This is a genomic window from Methylophilus sp. QUAN (assembly GCF_015354445.1).
Taxonomy (GTDB): domain Bacteria; phylum Pseudomonadota; class Gammaproteobacteria; order Burkholderiales; family Methylophilaceae; genus Methylophilus.
In genome coordinates this window covers 280,364-303,692 of sequence record NZ_JADKYT010000001.1, presented here as the reverse complement: position 1 = coordinate 303,692, position 23,329 = coordinate 280,364, and the positions used below count along the sequence as shown (strand labels likewise).

Genomic DNA, 23,329 nt, shown 5'->3' with positions numbered 1-23,329 from the left:
GTTTATTCAAGGCAGGCGCTGCGCCTGCACCATTTGCTGAATTAACACTTTGGGCGACAACATGACCAAGCGGTCATCAAACACCGCACCACCCGCCTGCTGCTGGGCTTTATCGACAAAAACCAGGTCGCCATCAACATTTTCCTGCTCATCTACATGCACAGGGGCAGTCATCACAAAGGCTTGCCCGCCAGACACCGATTGTATGCCACCCAGCCCGTTTTCGCCATGCGAAAGGATAATAGCTGCGGGGCGGCTGGGCGCACTGATTAACGCTCCGGCGTCCCCCACCACTTGAATATTGCTGGCATTCTCGGCCGCGGACACAGAGAACCATTGTGCGTGGTGCGTAAAGGTACTATCAGCACGGTAGCGCAAAAAACGTCCCCAGGCATCGGTCGCCACCAGGCCTAGTTGTAGCCATGGCAGCACACCTTCATCCCCTACACAACTTTGGTTTGCCGATACATTTTCCAAGCCATCTGGCGGTTGGTCGGTATCCGGGCAGGGCAAGTAATGATAAATAATCGCGTGGCCAAGCAATGCCTGCTGTGCTGCATAAAGCCGTTGCTCTGTTTGCTGATATTTTTGCAAGGCTTGCTGCACACGCAATGGCGTCATCAGCCAGCCCATCATCAAACTTAAAATCACCAATGCCAGCGCCATTTCTAGCAAGCTAAACCCAGAAATGACGGACCTGAGGCAAATTGGGCGAGTTTGCGGCGCCAGATTCATGGCCGACTCGCCTTATCCTGCAAGTCATTGCTCGGCAGATTAAGCACAGAGGCATCTTGCACATGCAGCGCAAGCAAGGTGGATGCCTCAAGATAGGCGTTCAGATGCAGTTTATCCGTAGCACTGTCACGGATCTGCCCGGCCAAGCGCTCACCCGCCAGGATAATACTGGCCTGCGTTTGACCTGGCAGGTAAAACACTTGTTCGCGCCATGCATTCTGCTGAAACCAATGATGTTGTGGGTTACCGTCCAGCACATGCTGTGTCGCCCATGGCCAGTGCGCGTTCGCATCGAGCGGTAAGCGGCCGATACTGACCGCCGCAGAAAAGCATTGTCCGGCACTCAAGGCTTGGTTGCCCAAACAACTACTATCGCCAACGGCGGCGGGCGGCGGGTAACTAAGGCAAGATAACGCAACACAGCGCAGGCTGCGCCTCACCTCTGCCAGCACTTGTTTTTGCATGACCTGATGCATTTGACTGGTGGTGATTGGCCAGACAACATCGTTGAAATGTATGCTGGATGATGTACTGACAAAGCTACGTGCTGCGTTTTCCTGCGGATTGGCATTATCGGTAGCCCCCTGTATATCCAGGTAATGCTTTGCTACCTCACTGGTCGCGTCTATACGTTGCTGTACCCAGCCATCCTCCCGCGTGAGCGGCTGCATGGGCGCAATTAACACGGCAACCACCCCATTGCCTTGTGTCGCATCCCACACCACACCTCCTGACGAAACCACACTCCATGTGCCTGCCGTATCCAGATTTAAGGGTCGCAGGCGCGGATTGTTTTTGTAGCGCTCGGAGACGGCATACCATAAGCGCTCGCCACTGCCATCGCGCACATCGCCCACCCCCAGTGTTTTCCACGGCAGCCGCCCCATACGTGAGGTATTGCTACATGAGGTTTCAGCAATGCCATCATTATTGCGGTCCGGGCAGGGCAAATCACCAGGTCGCGGACAATTCAATTCACACGGAGTCGTCCCCAAAGACTGCTGTGCATAAGACAATAAGGCTTGCTGCGCCATCGCCAATGCTGCGATTGTTTGTTGCATCGCTCGCTGCCGGGCAGGATAACTTCCAGGTACTTTATATAGCATCCATGTACCCATGCCAGACAACAACAGCAACACCATCCAGATAGCGACACCGGTTTGCACTCCTCGAGCAACATGGGCAGACCTTATCATTGCGCGCCTATCAGCTCAGCGGGCAACACATGAGGAAAATTAAACAGGTCCAGATCGCATTGCGCAGCGATCATTTCGGCGCCTTCCGCCAATATCCAACTGCAACGACGCACCAGCAACAATCCGCCATATGCATGCTCAAGCTGCTGCAACCAATCTATGACAGCAGACTCATGAGGCACTGACCAACGCAGTTGTATGGACGTCACCGTGAAATTCAAGGTCGGCGGCTGGCTGGTCGGCCATTGCACCCGACAGGCATCTGCCGGACACGACACCGTCGGTGCAATTTCATAAGCAACATGTGGCAAGGTAAACCGTTGCTGCATGGAGACCAAATCGCCATCCCAACGATCGAAATCCGGCGACTGCATTAAGCCATGGGCTTGCCAACCGATACGATGCGCAAGAAAGTAATGCATATCAGGCTGATAACTAGCTTCAAGCTCTGTTTGCTGCTGCTGTTGCCGCCATTGACGTCTGGCCTGACTCAAGCCATCTTCAGCAACCCGTTGGTCATTTAATGTGATGGCCATCACAGCGACAAGCAGGCATAGTACGACCAGCCAACTGATCAAAGTCGCGCGTAACACTGGCCGGTAAGCAGTGGCTTTCATCAGGTGGCCGCCTCATTCACATCCCGCAGATATAGCTTAAGCACGGGTGGGTGATCCGGCGCTGGCGCCTGACCTGTATTGCCTTGCCGCTGAGCGCTGCTTGCGGATGCTGAAGGCGTGAGCAGCTCTACTTTTTCGATCTCAGGCAACCCTCGTAATCGCGTGAGCAATTGCTGCCATTCCATCGCCGCCTGTTCGCTAAGACCACCCTGCGACCATGTCACAGTGAGCGTTTCCCGCCAACGAGAGGGATGCTGAGTGACGGCATCAGCCTGCGAAGATCTCTCTGAAAAATCCCACGCCAGTGCGGCTACCTGCCAGTGAGAGATGCCCGTTAACGCCTGCTGCATCAGGGCCAAGGCACGCTCTGGCAATCGCACGGAAGCCTGTAACCCTTGCACTGCTTGCGTCAATGCGCGCATGCCTGACAACTGTGCCTGATTGATATGCACAGCGGGTGTACGCCGCCCAACTTGTAGCTGGCGCTTCACCTGCTGCATTTGCACCTGCGCCTGGTGGGTAGCCTGCATGCTGACCCAGCAGATCAGGATCATCAAACAAACCATCGTTGCCCCTGCCCAATGCAAGTGACGCTTTATACGCGCGCTGCTATCCAGCAACAACACAGCCTCAGGGGCCAGATTAGGTAACGGCCGACCCTTTAATATAGGCTGTATCGCCGCCCATTCCATGGCATGCAGCCCCGATGGCAAGTCGCTGCCACTGAAATGTCCCGCCACCCCTGAGTCCTCAGCCCATATACACCCAGCAGGCAACTGCGCTTTTAACAATGGCAGATCTACAGGCACCTGGCCCAGCCAGACAAGCGATAATACATCTGCCTCTTGTAGCCAATGCTGGTGAATTAAAGTCATACGTATTTGCGCCACCTCATACACAATCCGATTCACAAAATCCTCTGGCGTAGAAAGCGTATCTGACGGCAACGAAATCAGGCGGCTAAAGAATAAGCGCTGCTGGTAGATATAACTGATACGGACTTGTTGTGCCATATATTGCACACACAACCCGCGCATCACTTGCAGTGTCGCGGGTAGCCAGCAAACCAGGCACAGGGCTTGTGTGTATACCCCCTGGACGCGAATAGACTGTGCTTGCAACACCGACAGCCAGTGAACCAGGGTTGGATAAGTGAGTGCCACGAATAGGAAGCGGCTCTCCCGGCGTAATGTTTTCACATGGCCCAAACGACAAACCGCATGCATGCCTTGCGAAAAAGGCCATGCTGCCAGCTTACGCAGTAACAACTGGCGCCCGGCCGACCCACGCACCTGCGGCAAGGTTTCCACGTGATAATGTTCATCCGCATGATTGGCCAGGAACGAGACTCTTGCCTGCGGAAACTGTTGCCACCAACGCAAGATTTCCTGGCGACTACTATCGTCACACTCAAACGTGCGCATGGCTAACGCTTGCTGACCGCGCACATGCACCACACGCCAGCACGTTTGATCGACCAGGACAATGAAATGATGGCTTGCCATATTTAATAGCGCAGGCTTGAAAAGCTGTCATACACCGGCAACATCACTGCGGCCATTAAAAACAACAACATCATGCCCAGTGCGATGGTGAGTGCAGGCTCAAGCAACCGCAATAACATCTGCAGTTGTGACTGCACCTCCCGGTCATAAACCATTGCCAGCTGGAATAACATGCGATCTAGCGCACCCGTTGTTTCACCGACACTCAACATACGCAACATCAGGGGCGGGAACTGCTGGGTGGCGGCAAACCCTGCAGTCAGGCTTTCCCCGGCCTGAACGCGCTGATAGACCTCAGCCAGCGCCTGCTCCATGACGCGCTGTTGCAACAAGGGCTGGCACCAGGCCAAGGCTTGTAATAAAGGGATTCCCGTCTGATACATCAAGCCAAGAAAGCGACAAAGCCTGGCCAACACCAGTTGATGCACCAACCGCCCAACCACCGGTAACCGCAACAGCTGTTGGTCCAGAAAAAAGGCAAAGACCGGTGAACGGCGTATCGCCAGCGTGAATACAGTCACCATGGCGATGATGCCTAGCAACAACCATCCACCATAAGCCATCACTCCGTCAGACAGTGCCAGCAATAAACGGGTAGACCAAGGCAGTGCCTGGCCCAGGCTTTGTAAAAAACTGGCCATTTGCGGCACCAGAAAAGTCAACATGACATAGGCAGCAATTGCCACCATGACACACAACACCGCCGGGTAAGTCAGCCCACGACGGACCTGTGACCGCAGCTCGGCCTGCCACGATAATGTACGTGTCAAATGCCCGAAAATCTCGGGTAACTGGCCAGTACGCTCACCCGCATCAATCAGCTGACCCAGCAAAGGCGGAAAGATTTTGGGTTGCGCTTGCAACGCTTGCGACAATAACTTGCCAGCTTCAAGATCACGTTGTACGTTGCGCAATGCCGCCTTCATGCCTTGATGTTCGTTTTGCTCATCAAGATCGGCAAGCGCCTGCAACAACGGCACTCCTGCTTGCAGTAATTGCTCCATTTGCACACAAAATAAAATCAGCGTCTGCGTATTGACCCTGGGTTGCCGCCAAAACCATGGCTGGCCCATCCTGAAAGTCAGCAACTCCAGGCCCTGTTGCTGCAAACTCGCCGTGAGCATCTGCTCATTGGGCATCTCCAGCACCCCACGGTGCCGTTGGCCATATTGGTCGATGGCAATATAGCGATAACTGGTCATGGACTAGCCACCCCAGTCTCAAGCGCACTTAAATCGACAACCCGGCGCAGTTCCTGCACACTGGTCTCTCCCGCGTTGACCAGTTGCAGCCCCTCTTCAGCCAGCGTTGTATAGCCATGCAGCCGCGCCTGTTGCTGTATTTGCGACATGGCCATGGGTTGCGCCAGCATGGCATGCATCTCGGCGTGCATGGTCAGCACCTCCATAATGACCAACCTGCCGTGATATCCACTCATACGGCAATGCACGCACCCTTCTGCCTCAAACACTGGCCTTGACCAGGTCTGTGCTGGCGCGCAAGTGTGGCGTAACAACTGCTCCAGCGCACGATCAGCCACCATTTGGCGCTTGCAGTGACGGCATAAACGTCTTAGCAAGCGTTGCGCAATCACCCCCACCAGACAACCCGCCATCATATGCGGGCTGACCCCCAGATCTTGCAGCCGCGAAAAAGCAGCGGTTGCACTATTAGTATGCAAGGTAGTCATCACCAAATGGCCAGTCATTGCCGCCCTCACGGCCATAGCCGCGGTAGACTCATCGCGGACTTCGCCGATCAGGATGATGTCAGGATCCTGCCGTAAAATGGCCCGGATACCATTAATGAAATCGACTTTGTTTGCCGCATTGACCGAGGTCTGCCGCATGAGCGAATGGGGATACTCGACCGGGTCTTCCAGCGTCATGATATTGACGTGCTCATGATTAAGGTACCCCAGCATGGAGTACAAAGTGGTCGTTTTCCCGCTGCCCGTCGGGCCCGTTAAAATCAGCAAGCCTTCCGGCTTTTCCAGCATATTTTTGACACGCAGCAATTGTGGCGCGCGTAACCCCATGGACGCCAGCGGGATAATTGCCTTGTCGCGGTCCAATACCCGCAATACAAGATTTTCACCATGCAATGTCGGGTGGCTGGACACCCTGAAATCAATTTGCCGCCCACATAAAAACATATTGACCCGGCCATCCTGTGGCGTGCGCTGCTCGGCAATATCCATCCCCGCCAATATTTTTAACCGTACACACATGGCAGGCCAATAGCGGTCATGCAAGCAGCGAATCTGCCACAACACACCATCGATTCGGTAACGTATCCTCAGAAAAGCATGTTCAGGCTCAAAATGGATATCCGACGCGCCTTGTTTGACTGCATCAATCAACACGGCATTGACCAGCCTGATCACTGGCCGGGATGCCTGCTGCGCGGCGAGCGAGGCTGGCGCGTTACCTTCCTGCTCAATTTCACGCAAGAGACTGTCCAGCAACAAGCTATGCCCATAACACTTATCCAGCGCCTGCTCCAAATGTGCTTCGGTTGCCAATACCGATTTAAGCTGTATGCTGCCGCCCAACATATGCCGCAGCGCATCTAACACCAGCATATGATTGTGGCCAGACAGGGCCACACGCATGACCTGCTTGTCTGCGGATAAATCCAGCGGTAACAATTTATGCTGGCGGGCAAAAGCTTCCGGCACTAGCGCCAGCGCTTCGGGATCCACAATCACCTGCTGTAAGTCAATGCTTTCCTGCGCGTGATGCTGCGCCAACACATCCCGGATCATGGCGTCTGTGACAAAATGCAGTCTGACTAACTGCTGCCCTAACAGAAGCTGGTGTTTTTGTTGCTCAATTAAAGCGATCTCCAGTTGATCTGCGGTAATCATGCCTTTTGCCAACATCCACTCTCCAAGACGGGTTTTGTCTGCGGCGGCCAACATGCTCACTCCTCCAACTGCATTAAAAACAGGTCGTCATCGGGCGCATAATCCGGAATCTCACTACGGATTCTGCTTAAGTAGTCTTCACGCTGCTGAATCTCACCGCGCTGACTGGTGACAACGAGCATGCCCGCCAGGGCAATCACTTGATGCGGATCTTGCTGCAACACCCGCTCAAACGAGTCACTCGCCTGCGCCAATTGGCCTGAAAGCAGTTGTTGTACCGCTATATTGAGTGCTGGTTTTAGGCTGGCGTGTAATTGCGGCAGCGTTTGAATATGCAACGCCAGATGCAGTGGTTGTGCGACAGGCTTTGCTGTTGGATGCACCATCTGAGCCTCAAGTGCTGGAAGGCTGGCGGCCACAGGAGAATGTGCGCCCACGGGTTTAAATCTAAACAGGCTGGGCAATTGATTGGATAGAGCGACCTTTGCCAACACGGGGACTTGGGGTGGGTTAAACCCGCTGACAGACTGACTCAAGCCAGCAGGTCTTTTTCCGGCCAGGCCATCGTCACCACCAAACCAGAAGTGATAGCCCGCTGGCCAGACCAGGCCACTCATCAACACCACACAAGCCCATGACAAGTAACTTAATCCCACCTCAATGCGTTTAAGGCCAGTGTGTATCAATGCGTTGCGGTAAGCGTCCAGGGCTGCGCGTCTTGGCACCCGCCACGAAACCAGCGACCTCATGTAACGATGAAAGGCTTGATTCATGATGGCTCCCCCACATTGGTTTCAAATGCATCGGCAGGTAACTCATCAGGCAATAATGGCTGAAACGATTGCAAATCCCCAGACCGCACATCGGCTCGCCCGATGACCGTCGGCCTGAGAAACACAATCAACTCCGTCTTTCTCGCTGCCTGATTTTTGCCGGTAAACACTTGCCCGAGCACTGGCAACCTGGATACGCCAGGCACGCGGTCGGTGAATTCGCGTTGATCCTCCTGCATCAGGCCGCCCAAGACAGCGATATTGCCACTGGCAATATTCAGCACAGACTCCATTTCACGCACCTGTATTTCAGGAATACTGCTGACGATCCGCGTACTGCCGCTGCCCAATTGCGGATTGGGGTCTTCGATATAACGCAACACCTTGGACACCGTAGGGCGTACATTCAGATTCACCCGCTGATGGCTGTTAATTTGTGCGGTAACGGCCATCACCAGCCCTACCGGGACTGTATTGGCAGTCGTGGTGACTGCCTGTAAGTTGCTGCCGCTATTGCTGCTACTTTGGGAAATTTGCGACTGAATCGTGAAATACACCAAGTTATCGACGACCTTGAGAATCGCGGTCTGATTATTGAGCACCATTAATTTAGGGCTGGATAACACGCGTGTTTTGCCAAATTGCTCAAGCAAGGTCACGCTGGCGCTTAAATTACCCAGGCGACTAAGCGGATTAAAGTAACCGAGCATGAATGCCACGCTGCCATTATTCTGGCCTAGTGCATTCTTACTGTTATTACTTTCCCAGGTACCTGCAGCGCGATTGAACTGTGCCGCATCACTGCCCAGCGATTGCGCCAACTGCCATCCACGCTGCTGCGCAGAGGCTGACAACCGGCTCCAGTCTATGCCCATCTGAAAACTTTTACCCAGCTCAACTTCTACAATCGTGGCTTCAATCAGTACTTGCCTGGCGGCGACCTGCATCACCGACTCCAGATACGACCTGACTTGTGCCTGCTGGCTTTGCGATGCCCGGATCGTCAAAATGCCGGTTTCAGGATTGGCAATCAGTCGCGAAGCATGCCAACGTACATGCGCCTGTTTGATTTTTTCAGAGGCAATAGGCGCACTGCCCGATACTTGATCTGACGCTTCACGTGGTTGTCGGATGGCCTGCATGCTTTCGACTGCGGCATTAGCTTGTGCTGGTAAGTCCAGGCCTGATGCCGCGCTCTCCAATACCTCGTCACGGGCGATACTGGCCTTATCCGTCTCCTCTAACAACGTCTGTATATTTTCAACGATGCTTTCCCACAAGTGATAACGCGATTGTGAAGTGACAGCCGTTCTTGAGCTATTACTATTACCGCCCTGCTGCGCCACTACGGCTTGCGCGCCACCATTACCTGCAGCACCTGTCGCAGCTCTGCCAGCGCTATTGATTTCACTGGCGACCCCGATATAGCCAGTAGTGTCCCGACTCATATTGACGTAATTCAATTTATAACTACGGATGACAGGCATGTCTGGCGTAATTAACCACACGCCATTCGACCACTCGTAGTACATATCCAACTGCTTAGATATACGTGCCAGAATGGACGGCACTGACTGCTGGATCGCATTCAAACTCACCTTGCCTCGCAAGCCTGGATGCACATCAAGATTCAACCCGCTTTCACGCGCAATCGCCAGCAATACCTCCTGAACGGGCGCATCATGCACGACCAGGTTAATGAGTAAGGTGGGGGTGGCCGACTTTAATGGTGGCTTAATAATGCGGGCGGATTCAATTTCAGAGATATCGACTTCAGGGTAAGTTGCTACAGGTGGCGTTTCTGACACGCTGATATCTGGCAAATGTAATGCAGCGTGAGTAGACGCATCCAGCGGCTGCCGTACGCATGCAGCAAGCCAAACACAAAGCAGGATGATAGCGAAGCGCATCCACGTCCCCCGTTACGATATTGACATTTTTTAACACATATTAATTAAAATCAATATGCAATGTCAAATCATCATGAGAGAAAACGCAGGCTTCTGGCGAAAGTGTCGATCAATTGTCAGTCAACAGACACTATTTTAGTGGCCATACTAAAAGTATGGCAGTGAGAAATTAGAACAATTCGATTTCGCCGGTAATCACACTGTCTGTGAGCAGGCCTTGCGCAATCAGCGTTTCATAGTAGCAAATTTGATCTCTACCGTGCTCTTTGGCGTAATACAAAGCTTCATCTGCGTGCTCAAGCACCGTATTCGGCAACACATTCAGCGCCATTTTTGAGCAGCCGATACTGATTGTGACTTTCCCTACCTGTGGGAATGTATATGCTGCCAGCGCCTCTTTAAACCGGTCGAGCAATGCGACGATGTCATGCTCTTCGGCACAAGAGAATACGCCGACAAACTCCTCCCCGCCAAAACGGAACAGCAAGTCACCATCCCGAAAAGCCTCTTGCATCAGACGCGATAACAGCAGCAGCACCTCGTCACCAATCAAGTGGCCGTAGGTATCGTTAATTCTCTTGAAGAAATCAATATCGAAGATTACCAGGTAGTGGTGCAAAGGGAATCTGTATTCCGGCTTATAGTCATTAAGCAGAATTTTGCCAACGCATTGATCAAATGTTTTGCGATTGAGCAGGCCGGTTAAGGCATCGCGTTCGTTTTCAATAATCAACCCGGCGTAATGCTGGAACATCTGCAAGCATTGTTCTACCAGGTCAATCTCTTCAGCCGAGAGCGATTCGTGCTGGATCAGCAGGATGGCATTTTTATGAGAGATACTTTGTTTGAGCGGGAACACATGCAGCTTACCGCTGACGGTATCAAAACAGGCATGCTGACGATGCTCTTGATTCAAATAACCCAATAGCATGGTATACACTTCTGGCGGCCAGGCTTCAAAGGTTGGGTCAGTACTGGACTCCTGAGTATCCATCACCGAGACAAGCTGCCGCTTGGACAACACCTGCATCCTGACCGGCTGTGCCTGGGCCGCAAACACGGACATCCAGTGCTGCATTAATGATAGCAGCGCCGGATCGAGTGCAAGGCTTTCCCTGACCTTGGTCAGGTCAATCAGGCTTTGCATAAATTTTTTCAAATTCAAAGGTGTATTCATGTTCGCGACAATTGTTTTTTCGAACACTTTATCAAAAGCATGGCGTTGACCTATTGGTAAACAGAGCCAATTTTAGTGACTATTTTTGAATTTAAGACAGGAGAAAATAAGAATGGGGTGGCTAATGGGGCTCGAACCCACGACAACCGGAATCACAATCCGGGGCTCTACCAACTGAGCTATAGCCACCACTGGGAAAGATTTTGGCCTGCCCGACAGGAATCGAACCTGTAACCCCCAGCTTAGAAGGCTGGTGCTCTATCCAGTTGAGCTACGAGCAGATAAAGTAGTTACATGCCGATCAGGCAATCCAGAGAAAACTGGTCGGCGTGGAGAGATTCGAACTCCCGACATCCTGCTCCCAAAGCAGGCGCGCTACCAGACTACGCTACACGCCGAAGACGGAAATATAACCGATTTTCTGAATTTGTGTCAATGTCGATGTGATAAAATTCTATTTTTTACGACAAATATTTTGTTCATGAGCGCTCATATTATTGATGGCAAACAAATTGCCGGTCAACTGCTAGAGGATATTAAAGCCAACATCGCCCAACGTGTGCAGGCCGGAAAACGTGCGCCCTGCCTCGCGGTGATTTTAGTAGGTGACGATCCTGCTTCTGCTATTTATGTGCGCAACAAACGCCTGGCTTGCGAAAAAACAGGCATCGTTTCAGTCGCACACAACTTACCTGCCAGCACGTCACAAGAAGAATTGTTTGCGCTGATCAGGCAGTTGAATACGGACAATGAAACGGATGGCATTCTGGTGCAATCGCCCTTGCCACACCATATAGATGAAACAGAAATCCTGGCCCTGATTGATCCAGCCAAAGATGTCGATGGTTTTCACCCTTATAACATTGGCCGCCTGGCGGTACGCCAGCCTTTACTGCGCTCCTGCACACCTTATGGTGTGATCAAGATGCTGCAAGCCAGTGGCATCGTGCTCAAGGGCCTGGATGCCGTAGTGGTGGGCGTATCCAATCATGTCGGCCGCCCCATGGGCCTCGAGTTGCTATTGGCCGGTTGCACCGTGACCAGTTGCCACCGCCACACCAAAGACCTGGCTGCGCATATTGGCCGCGCAGATTTAATTGTGGCCGCAGCGGGCAAAGCCGGCCTGATCAAAGGGGAGTGGATTAAACCTGGCGCGATTGTGGTCGATATTGGTATTAACCGCTTGCCAGATGGCAAGATTACCGGCGACGTGGATTTTGCTGTTGCCAGCCAGCGTGCCAGCCATATCACCCCGGTGCCAGGCGGCGTTGGCCCGATGACCGTTGCCACATTGATGGAAAACACATTAAAAGCGCTGGAACTGCGCGAGCAAGTCTAGCCGCTGCCAGTTTAACGCCCATAAAAGAAACTTTGCATGGTGGTTAAACTGGTGTACACTCGCGCGATTGTTGATTGACGTAATGCAGTAAACCACGCCTTTTTTGGCAATAACTATTCAGTAGTTTCGTTGTTTGGAACCATCATGGCAGATACCGTTAACAAATCCTTCACCCCTTACCAGCCAGCCGCCGGTGAGGAATACATGAACAAAAAGCAGCAGGATCACTTCCGCAAAATCCTGAATGACTGGAAATCCGAACTGAGTCACGATATTGACCGTACCGTGCATACCATGCAGGACGAAGTGACCAGCTTTGCTGACCCGAATGACCGCGCCAGCCAGGAGTCTGACATGGCGCTGGAATTGCGTAACCGCGACCGCGAACGCAAACTGATCAAGAAAATTGACGAGACCCTGCGCAATATCGACAGTGGCGACTATGGTTACTGCGAAGGTTGTGGCATTGAAATTGGCCTCAAACGCCTGGAAGCCCGCCCGACGGCCACCTTGTGTATTGATTGCAAAACACTGGACGAAATGCGCGAAAAACAAGTCGCAAAATAACGCCAATAAGCAATCCATCATAAAAAAGGCTGCAATGTATTGCAGCCTTTTTTTATTAATGCCGTGCTACCAGCTTTCTTCCACTGCAAACAAGCGGCGGTGCTCCCGAATTGCGTAGCGGTCAGTCATGCCAGCCACATAGTCAGCGACGGCACGCGCCTGATTCTGCTTGGCAGCTAATTGATATTCATCCGGCATCAAGGCTGGATTATCCATAAACGCCGTAAACAGTTCTTCAATAATGCGGCGCGCCTTGGCGCTCATGCGATTGACTCGGTAGTGCTGGTAAAGATGCTTGCGCAAAAACTGCTTGAGCTCCAGATTTTTTTCATCCAGCGCCTGGCTAAACCCAACTAGGTAGTCAGGCGCCTTGCGTACATCTTCAATACTGTCTGGATTCAAAGCGGCAATGGCCTGCTGACTGTGCTGGCATAAGTCGACCACCAGCACATTAATCATGCGGCGTATGGTTTCATGCACCAGCCGTTTTTCTTCTATGTCACCATACAGCTTTTTCACTTCGGCCATGTTTTCGGCAAATAGCTGGATACCGGACAACTGTTGAATTGTAATCAAGCCTGAGCGAAGACCGTCGTCTACGTCATGATTATTATAAGCAATTTCATCGGCAAAATTGGTGACTTGCGCCTCCAGGCTGGGTGATTCGCCTCGTAAAAAACGCTCGCCGACATCCCCTAGCAACTGTGCATTTTTGCGTGAGCAATGCTTGAGGATGCCTTCACGCACTTCAAAAGTGAGGTTCAGGCCATCAAAACTGGCATAGCGGTTTTCCAGCACATCTACGACGCGCAAGGACTGCAGGTTATGTTCAAAGCCACCGTAGTCGCGCATGCAATGATTGAGTGCATCTTGCCCGGCGTGACCAAATGGCGTGTGACCGAGGTCGTGCGCCAGCGCAATCGCTTCGGCCAGGTCCTCATGCAGCCCCAGTGTACGCGCAATCCCCCGGGTGAGTTGTGCTACCTCGATACTATGAGTGAGCCGGGTGCGGAACAGGTCGCCTTCATGATTGACGAACACCTGTGTTTTATACTCCAGGCGGCGGAAAGCCGTGGAGTGGATAATACGGTCGCGGTCGCGCTGAAACACATTACGCAATGGTGACTCTTGCTCACCGACCTTGCGGCCTCGCGTCTGTTCAGGATGGGCGGCAAAGCGGGCTAAGGTCATGTCGAGTCTCTGTGACTACACTGCGAGTGACAGCGTCTGTTTTAATTTATCAGCGTCATAATCTGCCGTCATCACCGCCTTGCCAATATCCTGCTGCAAGATCAGCCGGATGCGGCCATCGGACACTTTTTTGTCCAGCTGCATCAGGCGCAGATACTCGTCCGCCCCCAGGTCTGGCGCGTCTATGGGCAACTTTGCTGCCTGCATAATGGTTTTAATGCGAGCAATTTGCGCCGCATTGAGCCAGCCCATACGCTGCGACAAATCTGCCGCCATCACCGTGCCTGTCGCCACAGCTTCACCATGCAACCAAACCCCGTAACCCATGGCATTCTCAATGGCATGACCGAAAGTATGGCCCAGGTTGAGCAACGCTCGCTCACCCTGCTCATGCTCATCAGCCACCACCACCTCAGCTTTATTCTGGCACGAGCGATAGATCGCATAACTGGCAACAGCAGTGTCCAAATTCATGAGGGCGGACATATTGATTTCCAGCCAGTCAAAAAAATCCGCATCGCGAATCAGACCATACTTGATCACTTCGGCGATCCCGGCTGACAACTCGCGTTGTGGCAATGTTTTCAAGGTATCAATATCAGCCAACACCAGTTTGGGCTGATAGAACGCACCTATCATGTTTTTGCCCAGTGGATGATTGATGCCGGTTTTGCCACCGACGCTGGAATCCACTTGTGACAACAAGGTCGTCGGCACCTGGATAAACGGCACGCCTCGCAAATAAGTGGCCGCGGCATAGCCGGTCAAATCTCCAATCACACCACCGCCCAAGGCGATTAGAGTGGTATTCCGCTCACAGCGATTTTGCAGCAAATGATCATAGATGATTTGCAAGGTCTGGTTATTTTTATGCGCCTCACCATCCGGCAGAATAATTTCAATCACGCTGACACCGGCATCGCGCAAGGGCTGCGCAATCGCTTGCATATATAATGGCGCTACCGTGGTGTTACTGACAATGGCCACTTGCTTGCGTTTGAGGTAGGGCAAAATAAGCTCTGCCTGCCCCAGCAGGCCACTGCCGATATGAATAGGATAGCTACGGTCAGCCAGGCTGACAGTTAAGGTTTGCATGATGGCTCCAACGCATTGAGGGCGTTTTCAATTTTTTGGATAATCACCGACACCGGTTGATGTCCGGTATCAACAATCAGGTGTGCAGTTTCGGTATAAAGTGGATTGCGTGCGTGAAACAATTGCTCCAGCTTGGCTTTCACATCCACATTTTGCAGTAAAGGACGGTTTTTATCGTTGCGCGTGCGCAGATACAACTCATTGACATTGGCCCGCAGGTAAATCACATAGCCATAACGTCTGAGAATGTCACGGTTTTCCGGCGCGATAATCGCCCCTCCGCCAGTGGCAAGGACAATGTTATCCTGCTGCGCAAACTCTTCCAGGGTCGAGGTTTCGCGCTTACGGAAGCCGGCTTCCCCTTCCAGCTCAAAAATAGTCGGTATCTTGACGCCGGTGCGCTGCTCAATCACATGATCCGTGTCGTAGAAGGTCTTGCCCAGACTTTTGGCAATCAATTTGCCAACCGTGGTCTTGCCTGCCCCCATCAAACCGATCAAAAATATGTTGTTTGGTATTTGCGCACCCATAAAAAAGCCCAACTGTTTCAGTTGGGCATTTTAAGGCAAAGCCTGTCGGCTGTCAGTAATCGCGCACGTTTGCGTGCGCTAATTAGTTCAAAGCCAGCGTTTCATCCATCACTTTAGGGGTGATAAAAATCAGCAACTCGGTTTTATCTTCTTGCTTGGTGTTGCGTTTAAACGCATAACCGACCACAGGCAAGTCGCCAAAGAAAGGCACTTTGTCGGTAGATTTGCGGGAAACCTGTTCGTAAATCCCGCCCAGTACCACTGTCTCGCCGTTGCCAACGAGGACCTGCGTTTGTACGTTTTGCGTATTAATCGCCACACCACCGGGCAAGGTTTCACCACGACTGTCTTTGCGTACATCAAGATCCATAATAATTTTCTGGTCTGGCGTGATTTGCGGGGTCACCTCCAAACTAAGCTCAGCTTTTTTAAAGCTGACCGCAGTTGCACCACTGCTGGTGGCACTTTGGTAAGGAATCTCCACCCCCTGCGCAATACGCGCTTTCTGCTGGTTGGCCGTGGTCACGCGCGGACTGGAAATCACCTTACCACGTGAATCTGCTTCCAAAGCGGATAACTCAAGGTTCAGCAATAAATTGGCCGACAACTTAAGCAAACTCAGCGCAATGCCGCCATAAGCGTTGGTCACTGGCAGGTTGGACATCAAATCAGGCTGACCATTTGAACTTACCAAATAAGCATTTGGATCAACTTGGCCTGTACCAGTGATCTTGTCTAGGCCCGTGACTGCCTGTACAGTCCCCCCCTGGTTACCCATGGTATAACCGCCTGTCGAACTCACTGCAGTGGTTTTATTGCCCAGCGACCCACCGATCGACAAAGCACTATTACTTCCTGGCGTGCCAGTTTGCGAAATACCAAATCGCGCACCCAATGCTTTAGAGAAGGTATTGGAAGCAATCACCATACGTGACTCGATCATGACCTGCTTCACAGGCACATCCACTTTGTTGATGATAGTCTGGATTTCCTCCAGTTTTCTTGGCGTATCCTGCACAAAAATCGTATTGGTGCGCGCATCAAATGTCACGCTACCACGTTGCGACAGAATGCGGTTCATACGGCCAGCCGATGCGCCACCTAACGAACCGGTAGACGTGCCAGACGTCGAGCCACCTGCACCACTGGTGCCGCCGCCAAGCAGCATATTCCTGAAGTCCACTGCCTTCTGGTATTTCAATGAAAACACCTCTGTACGCAAGGTTTCCAGCGTCTCGCGCTCCGCCTCAGCAGTGAGCTGCGCTTTCTCTTTGGCGGCAAACTCCTCTGCTGGCGCGATCGAAATCACACTACCGTTGACGCGCATGTCCAAGCCCTTGCTTTTCATGATCACATCCAGCGCCTGGTCCCATGGCACATCTTTCAGGCCGATGGTTACGCTACCAGACACTGAATCACTGACGACGATGTTCTTACCGGTGAAGTCAGCGATCACTTTCAATACATCCCTGACATCTACACGCTGGAAGTTCAGAGACAATTTTTCACCAGCATAGCCTTGCTTGGAGCCCTGAATGAGTTTGTTAGGGTCCTTTGCCAATGGGCGGATATCGACCACCAGGCGCTTATCAGTCTGGTATGCAGACTGCTCCCAATCACCTTGCGGCTCAATCACGATTTGTGCCTGATTGTGATGCCGCAAAGCATCCACATATAATACAGGCGTATTAAAGTTAATCACATTCAGGCGACGCTGCAAGGCTTCTGGTAACTCAGTATCGGCAAAATCAATCACCACTGTTTTGCCTGCATTGCGTACATTAACCCCCACACGGCTATCAGACAGGTCTACCAAAATGCGACCTTCGCCATTTTTACCGCGCACAAAATCAATTTTCTGGATTTTGTGTCCAGCGGACACTTCCCGCTCAGAAAAGCGCTTGGCGGCCACAGCCGCAACAGGCACCTCAGCGCCTTCTTGGGTCAGGCCTACCAGCAAGGTTTGCTCCTGCAACTGTAATTGATGCTGGACCGGCTTGGATAAATTTAATACAACACGGCTGCGATCACTCGCCTGTGCAACCTGTACTGACTTCAATACCCCCTGATTCACCGGCAACACATTTTTACCGGTAGCGTTGATGGTATTGGGAATATCAAACACGATTCTGGGCGGATTACTCAAGATGAAACTGACCGGTGCCGCCGCCAATGGCTGCGACATTTGCAGTTGCACATCCAGGCGCCCTCCTGGCTGTGCTGTGACATCCACCGCCTGCAACTGGTTACTGGCCGTGGACACCTCTGCCGCCATGCCAACACCCTGTAGCGCCAGCGCCACAGACAAGAATGCCACCCTGGCCATAAAATAGCTTAAATTTTTCATCATTGATGTTCCTGCAGTTCCAATGTTGTCATTTGCTCAGACCACTCACCGCTCCCAGGGTCTTGAATCGTCTCTTTGATTTTTAATTCATACTTCAAGGTCTGACGGTTTTCTGTCAGTGCCGTAATGACGCCAAACTTCTCCCCCAGGTGCGAGCCAGGTTTGACCTGATACACCAGGTTATCCGGGGTCTGGATAGTGGCAAACATGCTGTTCTTTTTGCTTAATACGCCGACAAACTTGAGGTTCTCTAGCGGATAAGCCTCCAAGGGCTCCTTGCGCCGCGTCAGGTCAGGCTGGTTAGTGTTCTGCACTGCCGCTTTGCGGGGCACAAACGGGTCATGCAGCGTGCTATCCGCGTTATACTGCTTGGGGGCAAACCCTTGCACTTGTGGCAACGGCTCTACCGGTGCCCCCATGGTCTGGCTTGCCTCTTCCATAAAGCGGGTCAAATCGTCATCTTGTGATGACCCGCATGCAGACAGCAATAGCGTTGGGATCAGGGCAATTAAGTACTGGTTACGCATCATTTCTTCCCTGCCTTACTCTCCTGGGCCTTACGTGCAGCAACCTCTTCTGCATCCAGGTAACGGTAAGTTTTCGCCACAGCCTCCATCACCAGCATATCCTTGTGTGGCTGCTTATCCTCTTTACCGGCAGGCTGTATCTGCAAATTGTGTAGTGTCACGATACGTGACAGCTTGGCCACCTCTGTCACAAAAGCCCCCAGCTCGTGGTAATGCCCCAACACCTTGATATTGATGGGCTTCTCGGCATAAAAATCGGCAAAAATTTCTGGCATCGGCACAAAGCCTTCAAACGATAAGCCTTGGCTCAAGCCAGCCTGGTTAATATCGGTCAGCAAGCCATCCATTTCAGACTTGTCCGGCAACTGCTTGAGCAGGGTGCCAAAGGTGCGCTGGATATCAACGACCTGTTGCTCATAGGCTTTAATTTTGACTGCCTGTACTTTTTTAGCCAGGTATTCGTCACGCAGGCCCTGCTCTTTTTCTTGTTCGGCTTTCAATGCCTTCAGGTTAGGGCTGAGCAAAAACACATAGCCCAATACCAGCAATGCACCAGCCAAAATGGCCAGCAACACGGCTTTCATCGGCAGCGGTAAATTACCGGCCGTTTTTAAGTCAATATTATTAAAATCTGAAAGTTGCATTTCTCGCTTATCCTTTGGCCCCGACAGGCTTATGTTTAGCGGGGTCCTCTTTGGCAGTTTCGCGTTTTAAATACACCCGCAACACAAACTCATACTCTTTAACAGAGAGTGCATTGGTGTTGGCCTTGATTTCAACCAGGTTAGGGTTGTGCATAATTGGCGAGCTCCCCAGATTATGTACCAGCGTGGCAATCCTGGCATTGGTGTCAGCCACCCCCTTGAGTTCAATCTCATCCTCCAGTTGTTTGACGCTTTTGAGAAAAACACCTTCTGGCAACTGCCTGGCCAACTCATCCAGAATCGACACTGCTTGGTTACGGTCACTCTGCAAGCCCTCGACAATTTGCTTGCGCTCCAACACATGTTTAATCTGCTCTTTCAGATTACTGATAATGGCAATTTCCTTGTCCAGGCGCGCCATCTCATCTTGCAAGCGCTGGTTACGTGTCTGCTGCGCATCAATTTTGCTATGAATATAGCTCCAACTCACAAACAGGATGGCCGCAGCGGCAATGGCCACCAGCGACGCCATAAGCCCAAACTCGCGTTGGCGCTCAGCACGCTTGATCTGACGGTGAGGTAACAGGTTCACTTTAATCATGCGTCCACTCCCCGCAGGGCGAGGCCACAGGCAATCATCAGTGCTGGCGCATCTGTTTCAAGCTGTGAAGACTTGATCTTGTTTGCCAGCGCCATCCCCTTGAAAGCATTGGCCACCAGCGTATGCACACCGGTTTTCTGCTCTATCAATGGCGCCAGGCCTTCGGTCGCTGAAACGCCACCGGCCAGCAACACATGGTCGACCTTGTTATATTGGGTAGAGTTGGTGAAAAAGGAGACGGCACGCGCCGCCTCACCCGCCAGGTTTTGCAGGAAAGGTTGCAATACCTCCGCCTCATAAGACTCAGGCAAACCGCCCTGACGCTTGGCGATTTCACTCTCTTCAGGCGACAGGCCAAAGCGGCGCTGTATCTCTTGCGACAGCATGGCGCCACCAAAGGCCTGTTCCCGTGCATAAATCGACTGTGTACCGACCATGACATTGACATGTGTCACATGCGCACCGATATCCAGAATCATGGTGACGGTCTTTTTGCTGTGTTGCGGCAACTGTTTGAGAATCTGACGATAGGCAGTTTCGGTGGCATAAGCATCCACGTCCATAATGCTCACCTTCAGACCAGCTTCCTCTGCCACGGCAACCCGGTCATCAATTTTTTCTTTCTTGGCCGCCACAATCAACACTTCAACTTCATCTGTGCTTTTGCCCATAGGACCCAGCACCTGAAAATCGAGGTTCATTTCTTCAAGCGGGAAAGGAATATACTGATTGGCTTCTGACTCCACCTGCAACTCCAGGTCTTCGTCACGCATGCCAGCTGGCATGATCACACGTTTGGAAATCACCGCAGCAGTTGGCAATGCCAGCACCACCTGTCGCGCGCGCGACCCGAGTAAACGCCAAGCTGAGCGCATGGTGTCAGCCACCAGCGCTAAATCGTTAATATTGCCATCACTGATGACCCCTTTAGGCAGGGTCACATTGGCGTAGCCATCCAGTCGGAATTGTTGTTTGCCCACGGCGCTCAGTTCCACCATTTTGATGGCGGTTGCGCTGACATCTACACCAATAAAACTGGTTTTTTTGCGTTGTAAAAAGCCCAGACTCAACTGTATTGCCCTTTTTTAATATTTGGATGCTCGTTGGCTTATGCATCAACCATGCCAACTCACACCATTTCATGGCGACAAGCAAATTCCCGGCCTTCATGGTAGCCAGAAGAATGCTGATTATTTACATGATTCCATAATTAACTGCCATTGAATTGGCAAAAAAAGATTACAATTCATGGGTAATTCTCACGATGGCAGCAAGACGCATGAACTCAAGAAACTGGTTGCAGTCCCTTCTTTTTCTTTCCATTACCGGCAGCTTGATCGTCGCCGCCCTGCTGGTGCTGATGATCAGCATCCTCTATCCGTCACTGCCTTCACTGGATGCCCTCACGGATTACCATCCGAAATTACCGTTGCGCATTTACGATGCCGAAGGTGGCCTGATTGCCGAGTTTGGCCAGGAACGCCGCGCCTTTGTGCCGATTGAGCAAACTCCCAAGGTCATGAAAGACGCGATCTTGGCCATTGAAGACCGTCGTTTTTACCAGCACAACGGTATTGATACCACCGGTATCTTGCGCGCCATCCGCAACAACCTGACCGGCCGCGGCCATGAAGGCGCCAGCACCATCACCATGCAGGTGGCAAAGAACTTCTTCAGCAGCCCGGATACACCGCGTAATATCTGGACCAAGATCAAAGAGGCCATGCTGGCAATCAAGATTGAAAACGCCATCAGCAAAGACAAAATTCTTGAGCTTTACCTGAACCAGATCTACCTTGGTGAGCGCGCGTATGGCTTTGCCACGGCGTCCAAAACCTATTACGACAAAGACCTGAAGCAACTCAACCTGGCGGAGGCCGCCCTGCTGGCAGGCTTGCCGAAAGCACCGAGCAAGTACGACCCGTATATTCACCCCGACTACGCGATCAAGCGCCAGCATGAAGTGCTACGCGATATGCACCGCTACGGCATGATCAGCGACCGTGAATTCGAGCAGGCGATGAATACGCCACTCAAGTTCCAGTCGTCGAGACGACAAGTGCAAGCCCTGGGAGGGGAATACGTGGCTGAGATTGTGCGGGCGACCCTTTATAAACGTTATGGCGAGAAGGCCTATACCAGCGGCCTGCGTGTTTACACCACCATCAATAACAAGCACCAGGCAGCGGCGAACACCGCCGTGATCCAGGGCATTATCAATTTTGAATTGCGCCATGGATTCCGTGGTGCAGAGCAGGTCATTTCCCTGCCAACCGGCAAACTGACCGCCAGCGGTGCCAGCGAACTATTGCGGGATTTTGTCACTTATAACCAGTTTGTGCCCGCCTTGGTCACCAAGGTTGAGCCCAACCTGCTCACTTTGGTCACTAACCGTGGCACAGTGCTCAAATTGCAGGACAAAGCCATTTTGCTGGTGAAAAACCATATGCCACCCGCCAAACGCACGCCATTGTCGCTGGTGCCTGGCGCGGTGATCCGTGTTTATCAGCAAAATGACAGCTGGTCAGTGGTGCAATTACCCGAGGTGGAAAGCGGATTTATGGCACTCAACCCTGAAACCGGGCAGGTACAGGCCCTCATTGGCGGTTTCAGCTTCCAGCGCAACAAATACAACCATGTGACGCAAGGCCGCCGCCAGCCTGGCTCCAGCTTCAAGCCATTTATCTACTCGGCGGCACTCGAAAAAGGCTATAGTCCGGCCAGCGTATTTGAAGATGCGCCTATCAGCTTCACCTCTACCGAAACCGGTAGCAATAGCAGCTGGGAGCCGCGTAACTACGATGAGAAATACGCAGGCCCGATGCGCTTGCGCGAAGCCCTGGCACAGTCAAAAAACACCATTTCCATCCGCCTGATGAATGCCATTGGTGCCCGCTATGCCCAAGACTACCTGCGCAGATTCGGCTTTGACCCCAAAGATCATCCGGCTTACCTGTCGACCGCCTTAGGCGCGGGCTCTTCCTCGGTCTGGCAAATGGCGGCTGCCTATGCCACTTTTGCCAACAGCGGTTACCAGGTGCATCCTTACCTGATTGAAAAGATTATCGACAGCCGCGGCAAAGTCATTCAAGCAGTACAGGCTGGCAAACATGTGTCGCAACAACGTGTGATCGACCAGCGTAACGCCTTTATCATCACCACCATGTTGCAAGACGTGGTCCGTGACGGCACTGCCAGGGCCGCGCTGTCATTGCGTCGCCCTGACATTGCCGGTAAAACTGGCACCACCAATGACCAGTTTGATGCCTGGTTTGCGGGTTACCATCCGAAAGAGGTCGCCGTGGCCTGGGTCGGTTATGACAATCCGCACAACCTGGGGCGTGGTGAGACTGGCGGCCGTGCCGCATTACCAATCTGGATCAACTATATGCAGCAAACCCTGACCGGCTTGCCGATCTACCAGTACAAAGTGCCTGATGGCGTATTGCAACTGAAAGTGGATGCTTACACTGGCACGCAAGTCGGTGAAGATGACCCTGGCATTTATGAATACTTTTACGAAGAACATTTGCCGCAATCACAACCGGAAAACCTGCCAGGCTTATTTGACCCAGAGGCAGAGCATGCGCCAGAGGACAACGAACCATCTTTTCTGGAGCGTCTGATTGGCGATCATAGCGGTGGCAACAATGAGGACAAAAAGCTGCAGGTAAACCCGGCAGCAAAGTTACTCAGCCCTAATTAG

At 52.3% G+C, this 23,329-nt stretch carries 20 protein-coding genes and 3 tRNA genes; 3 read left to right on the top strand and 20 right to left on the bottom strand.

What is annotated here, in order from left to right:
- Positions 1 to 6: 6 nt before the first annotated feature.
- The 12 genes from INP79_RS01380 to INP79_RS01325 form a co-directional block, all read right to left on the bottom strand.
- Positions 7 to 735, bottom strand: a complete 729-nt coding sequence (locus INP79_RS01380) for a type II secretion system protein (RefSeq protein WP_194752636.1) — start codon at positions 733 to 735, stop codon at positions 7 to 9.
- On the bottom strand, positions 732 to 1,931 hold the full coding sequence (locus tag INP79_RS01375; RefSeq protein ID WP_228519671.1) for a hypothetical protein: 1,200 nt from the start codon (positions 1,929 to 1,931) through the stop codon (positions 732 to 734). The genes INP79_RS01380 and INP79_RS01375 overlap by 4 nt, the downstream gene beginning before the upstream one ends.
- A complete protein-coding gene (locus INP79_RS01370; RefSeq protein ID WP_194752635.1) occupies positions 1,928 to 2,548 on the bottom strand; it encodes a hypothetical protein in 621 nt (206 codons plus the stop codon). The genes INP79_RS01375 and INP79_RS01370 overlap by 4 nt, the downstream gene beginning before the upstream one ends.
- Positions 2,548 to 4,053 (bottom strand): hypothetical protein, encoded by a 1,506-nt coding sequence (locus tag INP79_RS01365; RefSeq protein WP_194752634.1) that lies wholly within the window; start codon positions 4,051 to 4,053, stop codon positions 2,548 to 2,550. The genes INP79_RS01370 and INP79_RS01365 overlap by 1 nt, the downstream gene beginning before the upstream one ends.
- A 2-nt stretch (positions 4,054 to 4,055) precedes the next feature.
- A complete protein-coding gene (locus INP79_RS01360) occupies positions 4,056 to 5,255 on the bottom strand; it encodes a type II secretion system F family protein (protein WP_194752633.1) in 1,200 nt (399 codons plus the stop codon).
- The gene (locus INP79_RS01355; RefSeq protein ID WP_194752632.1) at positions 5,252 to 6,976 is read right to left on the bottom strand and encodes a GspE/PulE family protein; all 1,725 of its coding nucleotides are present in this window, start codon (positions 6,974 to 6,976) and stop codon (positions 5,252 to 5,254) included. Before INP79_RS01355 ends, INP79_RS01360 begins: the two co-directional genes overlap by 4 nt.
- A gap of 2 nt (positions 6,977 to 6,978) precedes the next feature.
- The gene (locus INP79_RS01350; RefSeq protein WP_228519670.1) at positions 6,979 to 7,695 is read right to left on the bottom strand and encodes a hypothetical protein; all 717 of its coding nucleotides are present in this window, start codon (positions 7,693 to 7,695) and stop codon (positions 6,979 to 6,981) included.
- Positions 7,692 to 9,605 carry a type II secretion system protein GspD gene (locus INP79_RS01345; protein WP_228519669.1) on the bottom strand — a complete coding sequence of 638 codons (1,914 nt, stop codon included), beginning with the start codon at positions 9,603 to 9,605 and terminating at the stop codon, positions 7,692 to 7,694. Before INP79_RS01345 ends, INP79_RS01350 begins: the two co-directional genes overlap by 4 nt.
- Positions 9,606 to 9,774: 169 nt before the next feature.
- Entirely contained in the window at positions 9,775 to 10,782 is a 1,008-nt protein-coding gene (locus INP79_RS01340; protein WP_228519668.1) for a GGDEF domain-containing protein, read from the bottom strand.
- 113 nt (positions 10,783 to 10,895) lie between these two features.
- Positions 10,896 to 10,971: transfer RNA gene (locus INP79_RS01335), tRNA-His, on the bottom strand.
- 15 nt (positions 10,972 to 10,986) lie between these two features.
- Positions 10,987 to 11,063, bottom strand: a tRNA-Arg gene (locus INP79_RS01330).
- Between the two features lie 40 nt (positions 11,064 to 11,103).
- Positions 11,104 to 11,180: transfer RNA gene (locus INP79_RS01325), tRNA-Pro, on the bottom strand.
- Between the two features lie 83 nt (positions 11,181 to 11,263).
- Here INP79_RS01325 and folD point away from each other — a divergent pair.
- Together folD and dksA are read left to right on the top strand one after the other, a co-directional pair.
- Positions 11,264 to 12,121 carry a bifunctional methylenetetrahydrofolate dehydrogenase/methenyltetrahydrofolate cyclohydrolase FolD gene (folD, locus tag INP79_RS01320; protein WP_194752631.1) on the top strand — a complete coding sequence of 286 codons (858 nt, stop codon included), beginning with the start codon at positions 11,264 to 11,266 and terminating at the stop codon, positions 12,119 to 12,121.
- Between the two features lie 144 nt (positions 12,122 to 12,265).
- The gene (gene dksA / locus INP79_RS01315) at positions 12,266 to 12,688 is read left to right on the top strand and encodes an RNA polymerase-binding protein DksA (protein ID WP_019880976.1); all 423 of its coding nucleotides are present in this window, start codon (positions 12,266 to 12,268) and stop codon (positions 12,686 to 12,688) included.
- Positions 12,689 to 12,754: 66 nt separating this feature from the next.
- Here the strand turns inward: dksA and INP79_RS01310 are convergent, their stop codons facing one another.
- The 8 genes from INP79_RS01310 to INP79_RS01275 form a co-directional block, all read right to left on the bottom strand.
- Positions 12,755 to 13,879, bottom strand: coding sequence for a deoxyguanosinetriphosphate triphosphohydrolase (locus INP79_RS01310; protein ID WP_194752630.1), 1,125 nt, complete (start codon positions 13,877 to 13,879; stop codon positions 12,755 to 12,757).
- A 15-nt stretch (positions 13,880 to 13,894) separates the two neighbouring features.
- Positions 13,895 to 14,974: a 3-dehydroquinate synthase gene (aroB, locus tag INP79_RS01305; RefSeq protein WP_194752629.1), complete on the bottom strand. Its 1,080-nt coding sequence runs from the start codon at positions 14,972 to 14,974 to the stop codon at positions 13,895 to 13,897.
- Entirely contained in the window at positions 14,962 to 15,504 is a 543-nt protein-coding gene (locus INP79_RS01300) for a shikimate kinase (protein WP_194752628.1), read from the bottom strand. The genes aroB and INP79_RS01300 overlap by 13 nt, the downstream gene beginning before the upstream one ends.
- A gap of 82 nt (positions 15,505 to 15,586) precedes the next feature.
- Positions 15,587 to 17,854 (bottom strand): type IV pilus secretin family protein, encoded by a 2,268-nt coding sequence (pilQ, locus tag INP79_RS01295; protein WP_194752627.1) that lies wholly within the window; start codon positions 17,852 to 17,854, stop codon positions 15,587 to 15,589.
- The gene (locus INP79_RS01290) at positions 17,851 to 18,378 is read right to left on the bottom strand and encodes a pilus assembly protein PilP (protein ID WP_228519667.1); all 528 of its coding nucleotides are present in this window, start codon (positions 18,376 to 18,378) and stop codon (positions 17,851 to 17,853) included. The genes pilQ and INP79_RS01290 overlap by 4 nt, the downstream gene beginning before the upstream one ends.
- Positions 18,378 to 19,022 carry a type 4a pilus biogenesis protein PilO gene (locus tag INP79_RS01285; protein ID WP_194752625.1) on the bottom strand — a complete coding sequence of 215 codons (645 nt, stop codon included), beginning with the start codon at positions 19,020 to 19,022 and terminating at the stop codon, positions 18,378 to 18,380. The genes INP79_RS01290 and INP79_RS01285 overlap by 1 nt, the downstream gene beginning before the upstream one ends.
- A gap of 7 nt (positions 19,023 to 19,029) precedes the next feature.
- Complete coding sequence (locus tag INP79_RS01280; protein WP_194752624.1) at positions 19,030 to 19,623, bottom strand: PilN domain-containing protein; 594 nt, start codon at positions 19,621 to 19,623, stop codon at positions 19,030 to 19,032.
- A complete protein-coding gene (locus tag INP79_RS01275; RefSeq protein ID WP_194752623.1) occupies positions 19,620 to 20,693 on the bottom strand; it encodes a pilus assembly protein PilM in 1,074 nt (357 codons plus the stop codon). The genes INP79_RS01280 and INP79_RS01275 overlap by 4 nt, the downstream gene beginning before the upstream one ends.
- A gap of 209 nt (positions 20,694 to 20,902) precedes the next feature.
- On the opposite strand from INP79_RS01275, the gene INP79_RS01270 reads away from it, so the two are divergent.
- Entirely contained in the window at positions 20,903 to 23,329 is a 2,427-nt protein-coding gene (locus tag INP79_RS01270; RefSeq protein WP_194752622.1) for a penicillin-binding protein 1A, read from the top strand.

Excerpts from the sequence above, each read along its gene's own strand:
- INP79_RS01380 (WP_194752636.1), bottom strand. The coding sequence starts at position 735 with ATGAATCTGGCGCCGCAAACTCGCCCAATTTGCCTCAGGTCCGTCATT.
- INP79_RS01375 (WP_228519671.1), bottom strand. The coding sequence starts at position 1,931 with ATGATAAGGTCTGCCCATGTTGCTCGAGGAGTGCAAACCGGTGTCGCT.
- INP79_RS01370 (WP_194752635.1), bottom strand. The coding sequence starts at position 2,548 with ATGAAAGCCACTGCTTACCGGCCAGTGTTACGCGCGACTTTGATCAGT.
- INP79_RS01365 (WP_194752634.1), bottom strand. The coding sequence starts at position 4,053 with ATGGCAAGCCATCATTTCATTGTCCTGGTCGATCAAACGTGCTGGCGT.
- INP79_RS01360 (WP_194752633.1), bottom strand. The coding sequence starts at position 5,255 with ATGACCAGTTATCGCTATATTGCCATCGACCAATATGGCCAACGGCAC.
- INP79_RS01355 (WP_194752632.1), bottom strand. The coding sequence starts at position 6,976 with ATGTTGGCCGCCGCAGACAAAACCCGTCTTGGAGAGTGGATGTTGGCA.
- INP79_RS01350 (WP_228519670.1), bottom strand. The coding sequence starts at position 7,695 with ATGAATCAAGCCTTTCATCGTTACATGAGGTCGCTGGTTTCGTGGCGG.
- INP79_RS01345 (WP_228519669.1), bottom strand. The coding sequence starts at position 9,605 with ATGCGCTTCGCTATCATCCTGCTTTGTGTTTGGCTTGCTGCATGCGTA.
- INP79_RS01340 (WP_228519668.1), bottom strand. The coding sequence starts at position 10,782 with ATGAATACACCTTTGAATTTGAAAAAATTTATGCAAAGCCTGATTGAC.
- folD (WP_194752631.1), top strand. The coding sequence starts at position 11,264 with ATGAGCGCTCATATTATTGATGGCAAACAAATTGCCGGTCAACTGCTA.
- dksA (WP_019880976.1), top strand. The coding sequence starts at position 12,266 with ATGGCAGATACCGTTAACAAATCCTTCACCCCTTACCAGCCAGCCGCC.
- INP79_RS01310 (WP_194752630.1), bottom strand. The coding sequence starts at position 13,879 with ATGACCTTAGCCCGCTTTGCCGCCCATCCTGAACAGACGCGAGGCCGC.
- aroB (WP_194752629.1), bottom strand. The coding sequence starts at position 14,974 with ATGCAAACCTTAACTGTCAGCCTGGCTGACCGTAGCTATCCTATTCAT.
- INP79_RS01300 (WP_194752628.1), bottom strand. The coding sequence starts at position 15,504 with ATGGGTGCGCAAATACCAAACAACATATTTTTGATCGGTTTGATGGGG.
- pilQ (WP_194752627.1), bottom strand. The coding sequence starts at position 17,854 with ATGATGAAAAATTTAAGCTATTTTATGGCCAGGGTGGCATTCTTGTCT.
- INP79_RS01290 (WP_228519667.1), bottom strand. The coding sequence starts at position 18,378 with ATGCGTAACCAGTACTTAATTGCCCTGATCCCAACGCTATTGCTGTCT.
- INP79_RS01285 (WP_194752625.1), bottom strand. The coding sequence starts at position 19,022 with ATGCAACTTTCAGATTTTAATAATATTGACTTAAAAACGGCCGGTAAT.
- INP79_RS01280 (WP_194752624.1), bottom strand. The coding sequence starts at position 19,623 with ATGATTAAAGTGAACCTGTTACCTCACCGTCAGATCAAGCGTGCTGAG.
- INP79_RS01270 (WP_194752622.1), top strand. The coding sequence starts at position 20,903 with ATGAACTCAAGAAACTGGTTGCAGTCCCTTCTTTTTCTTTCCATTACC.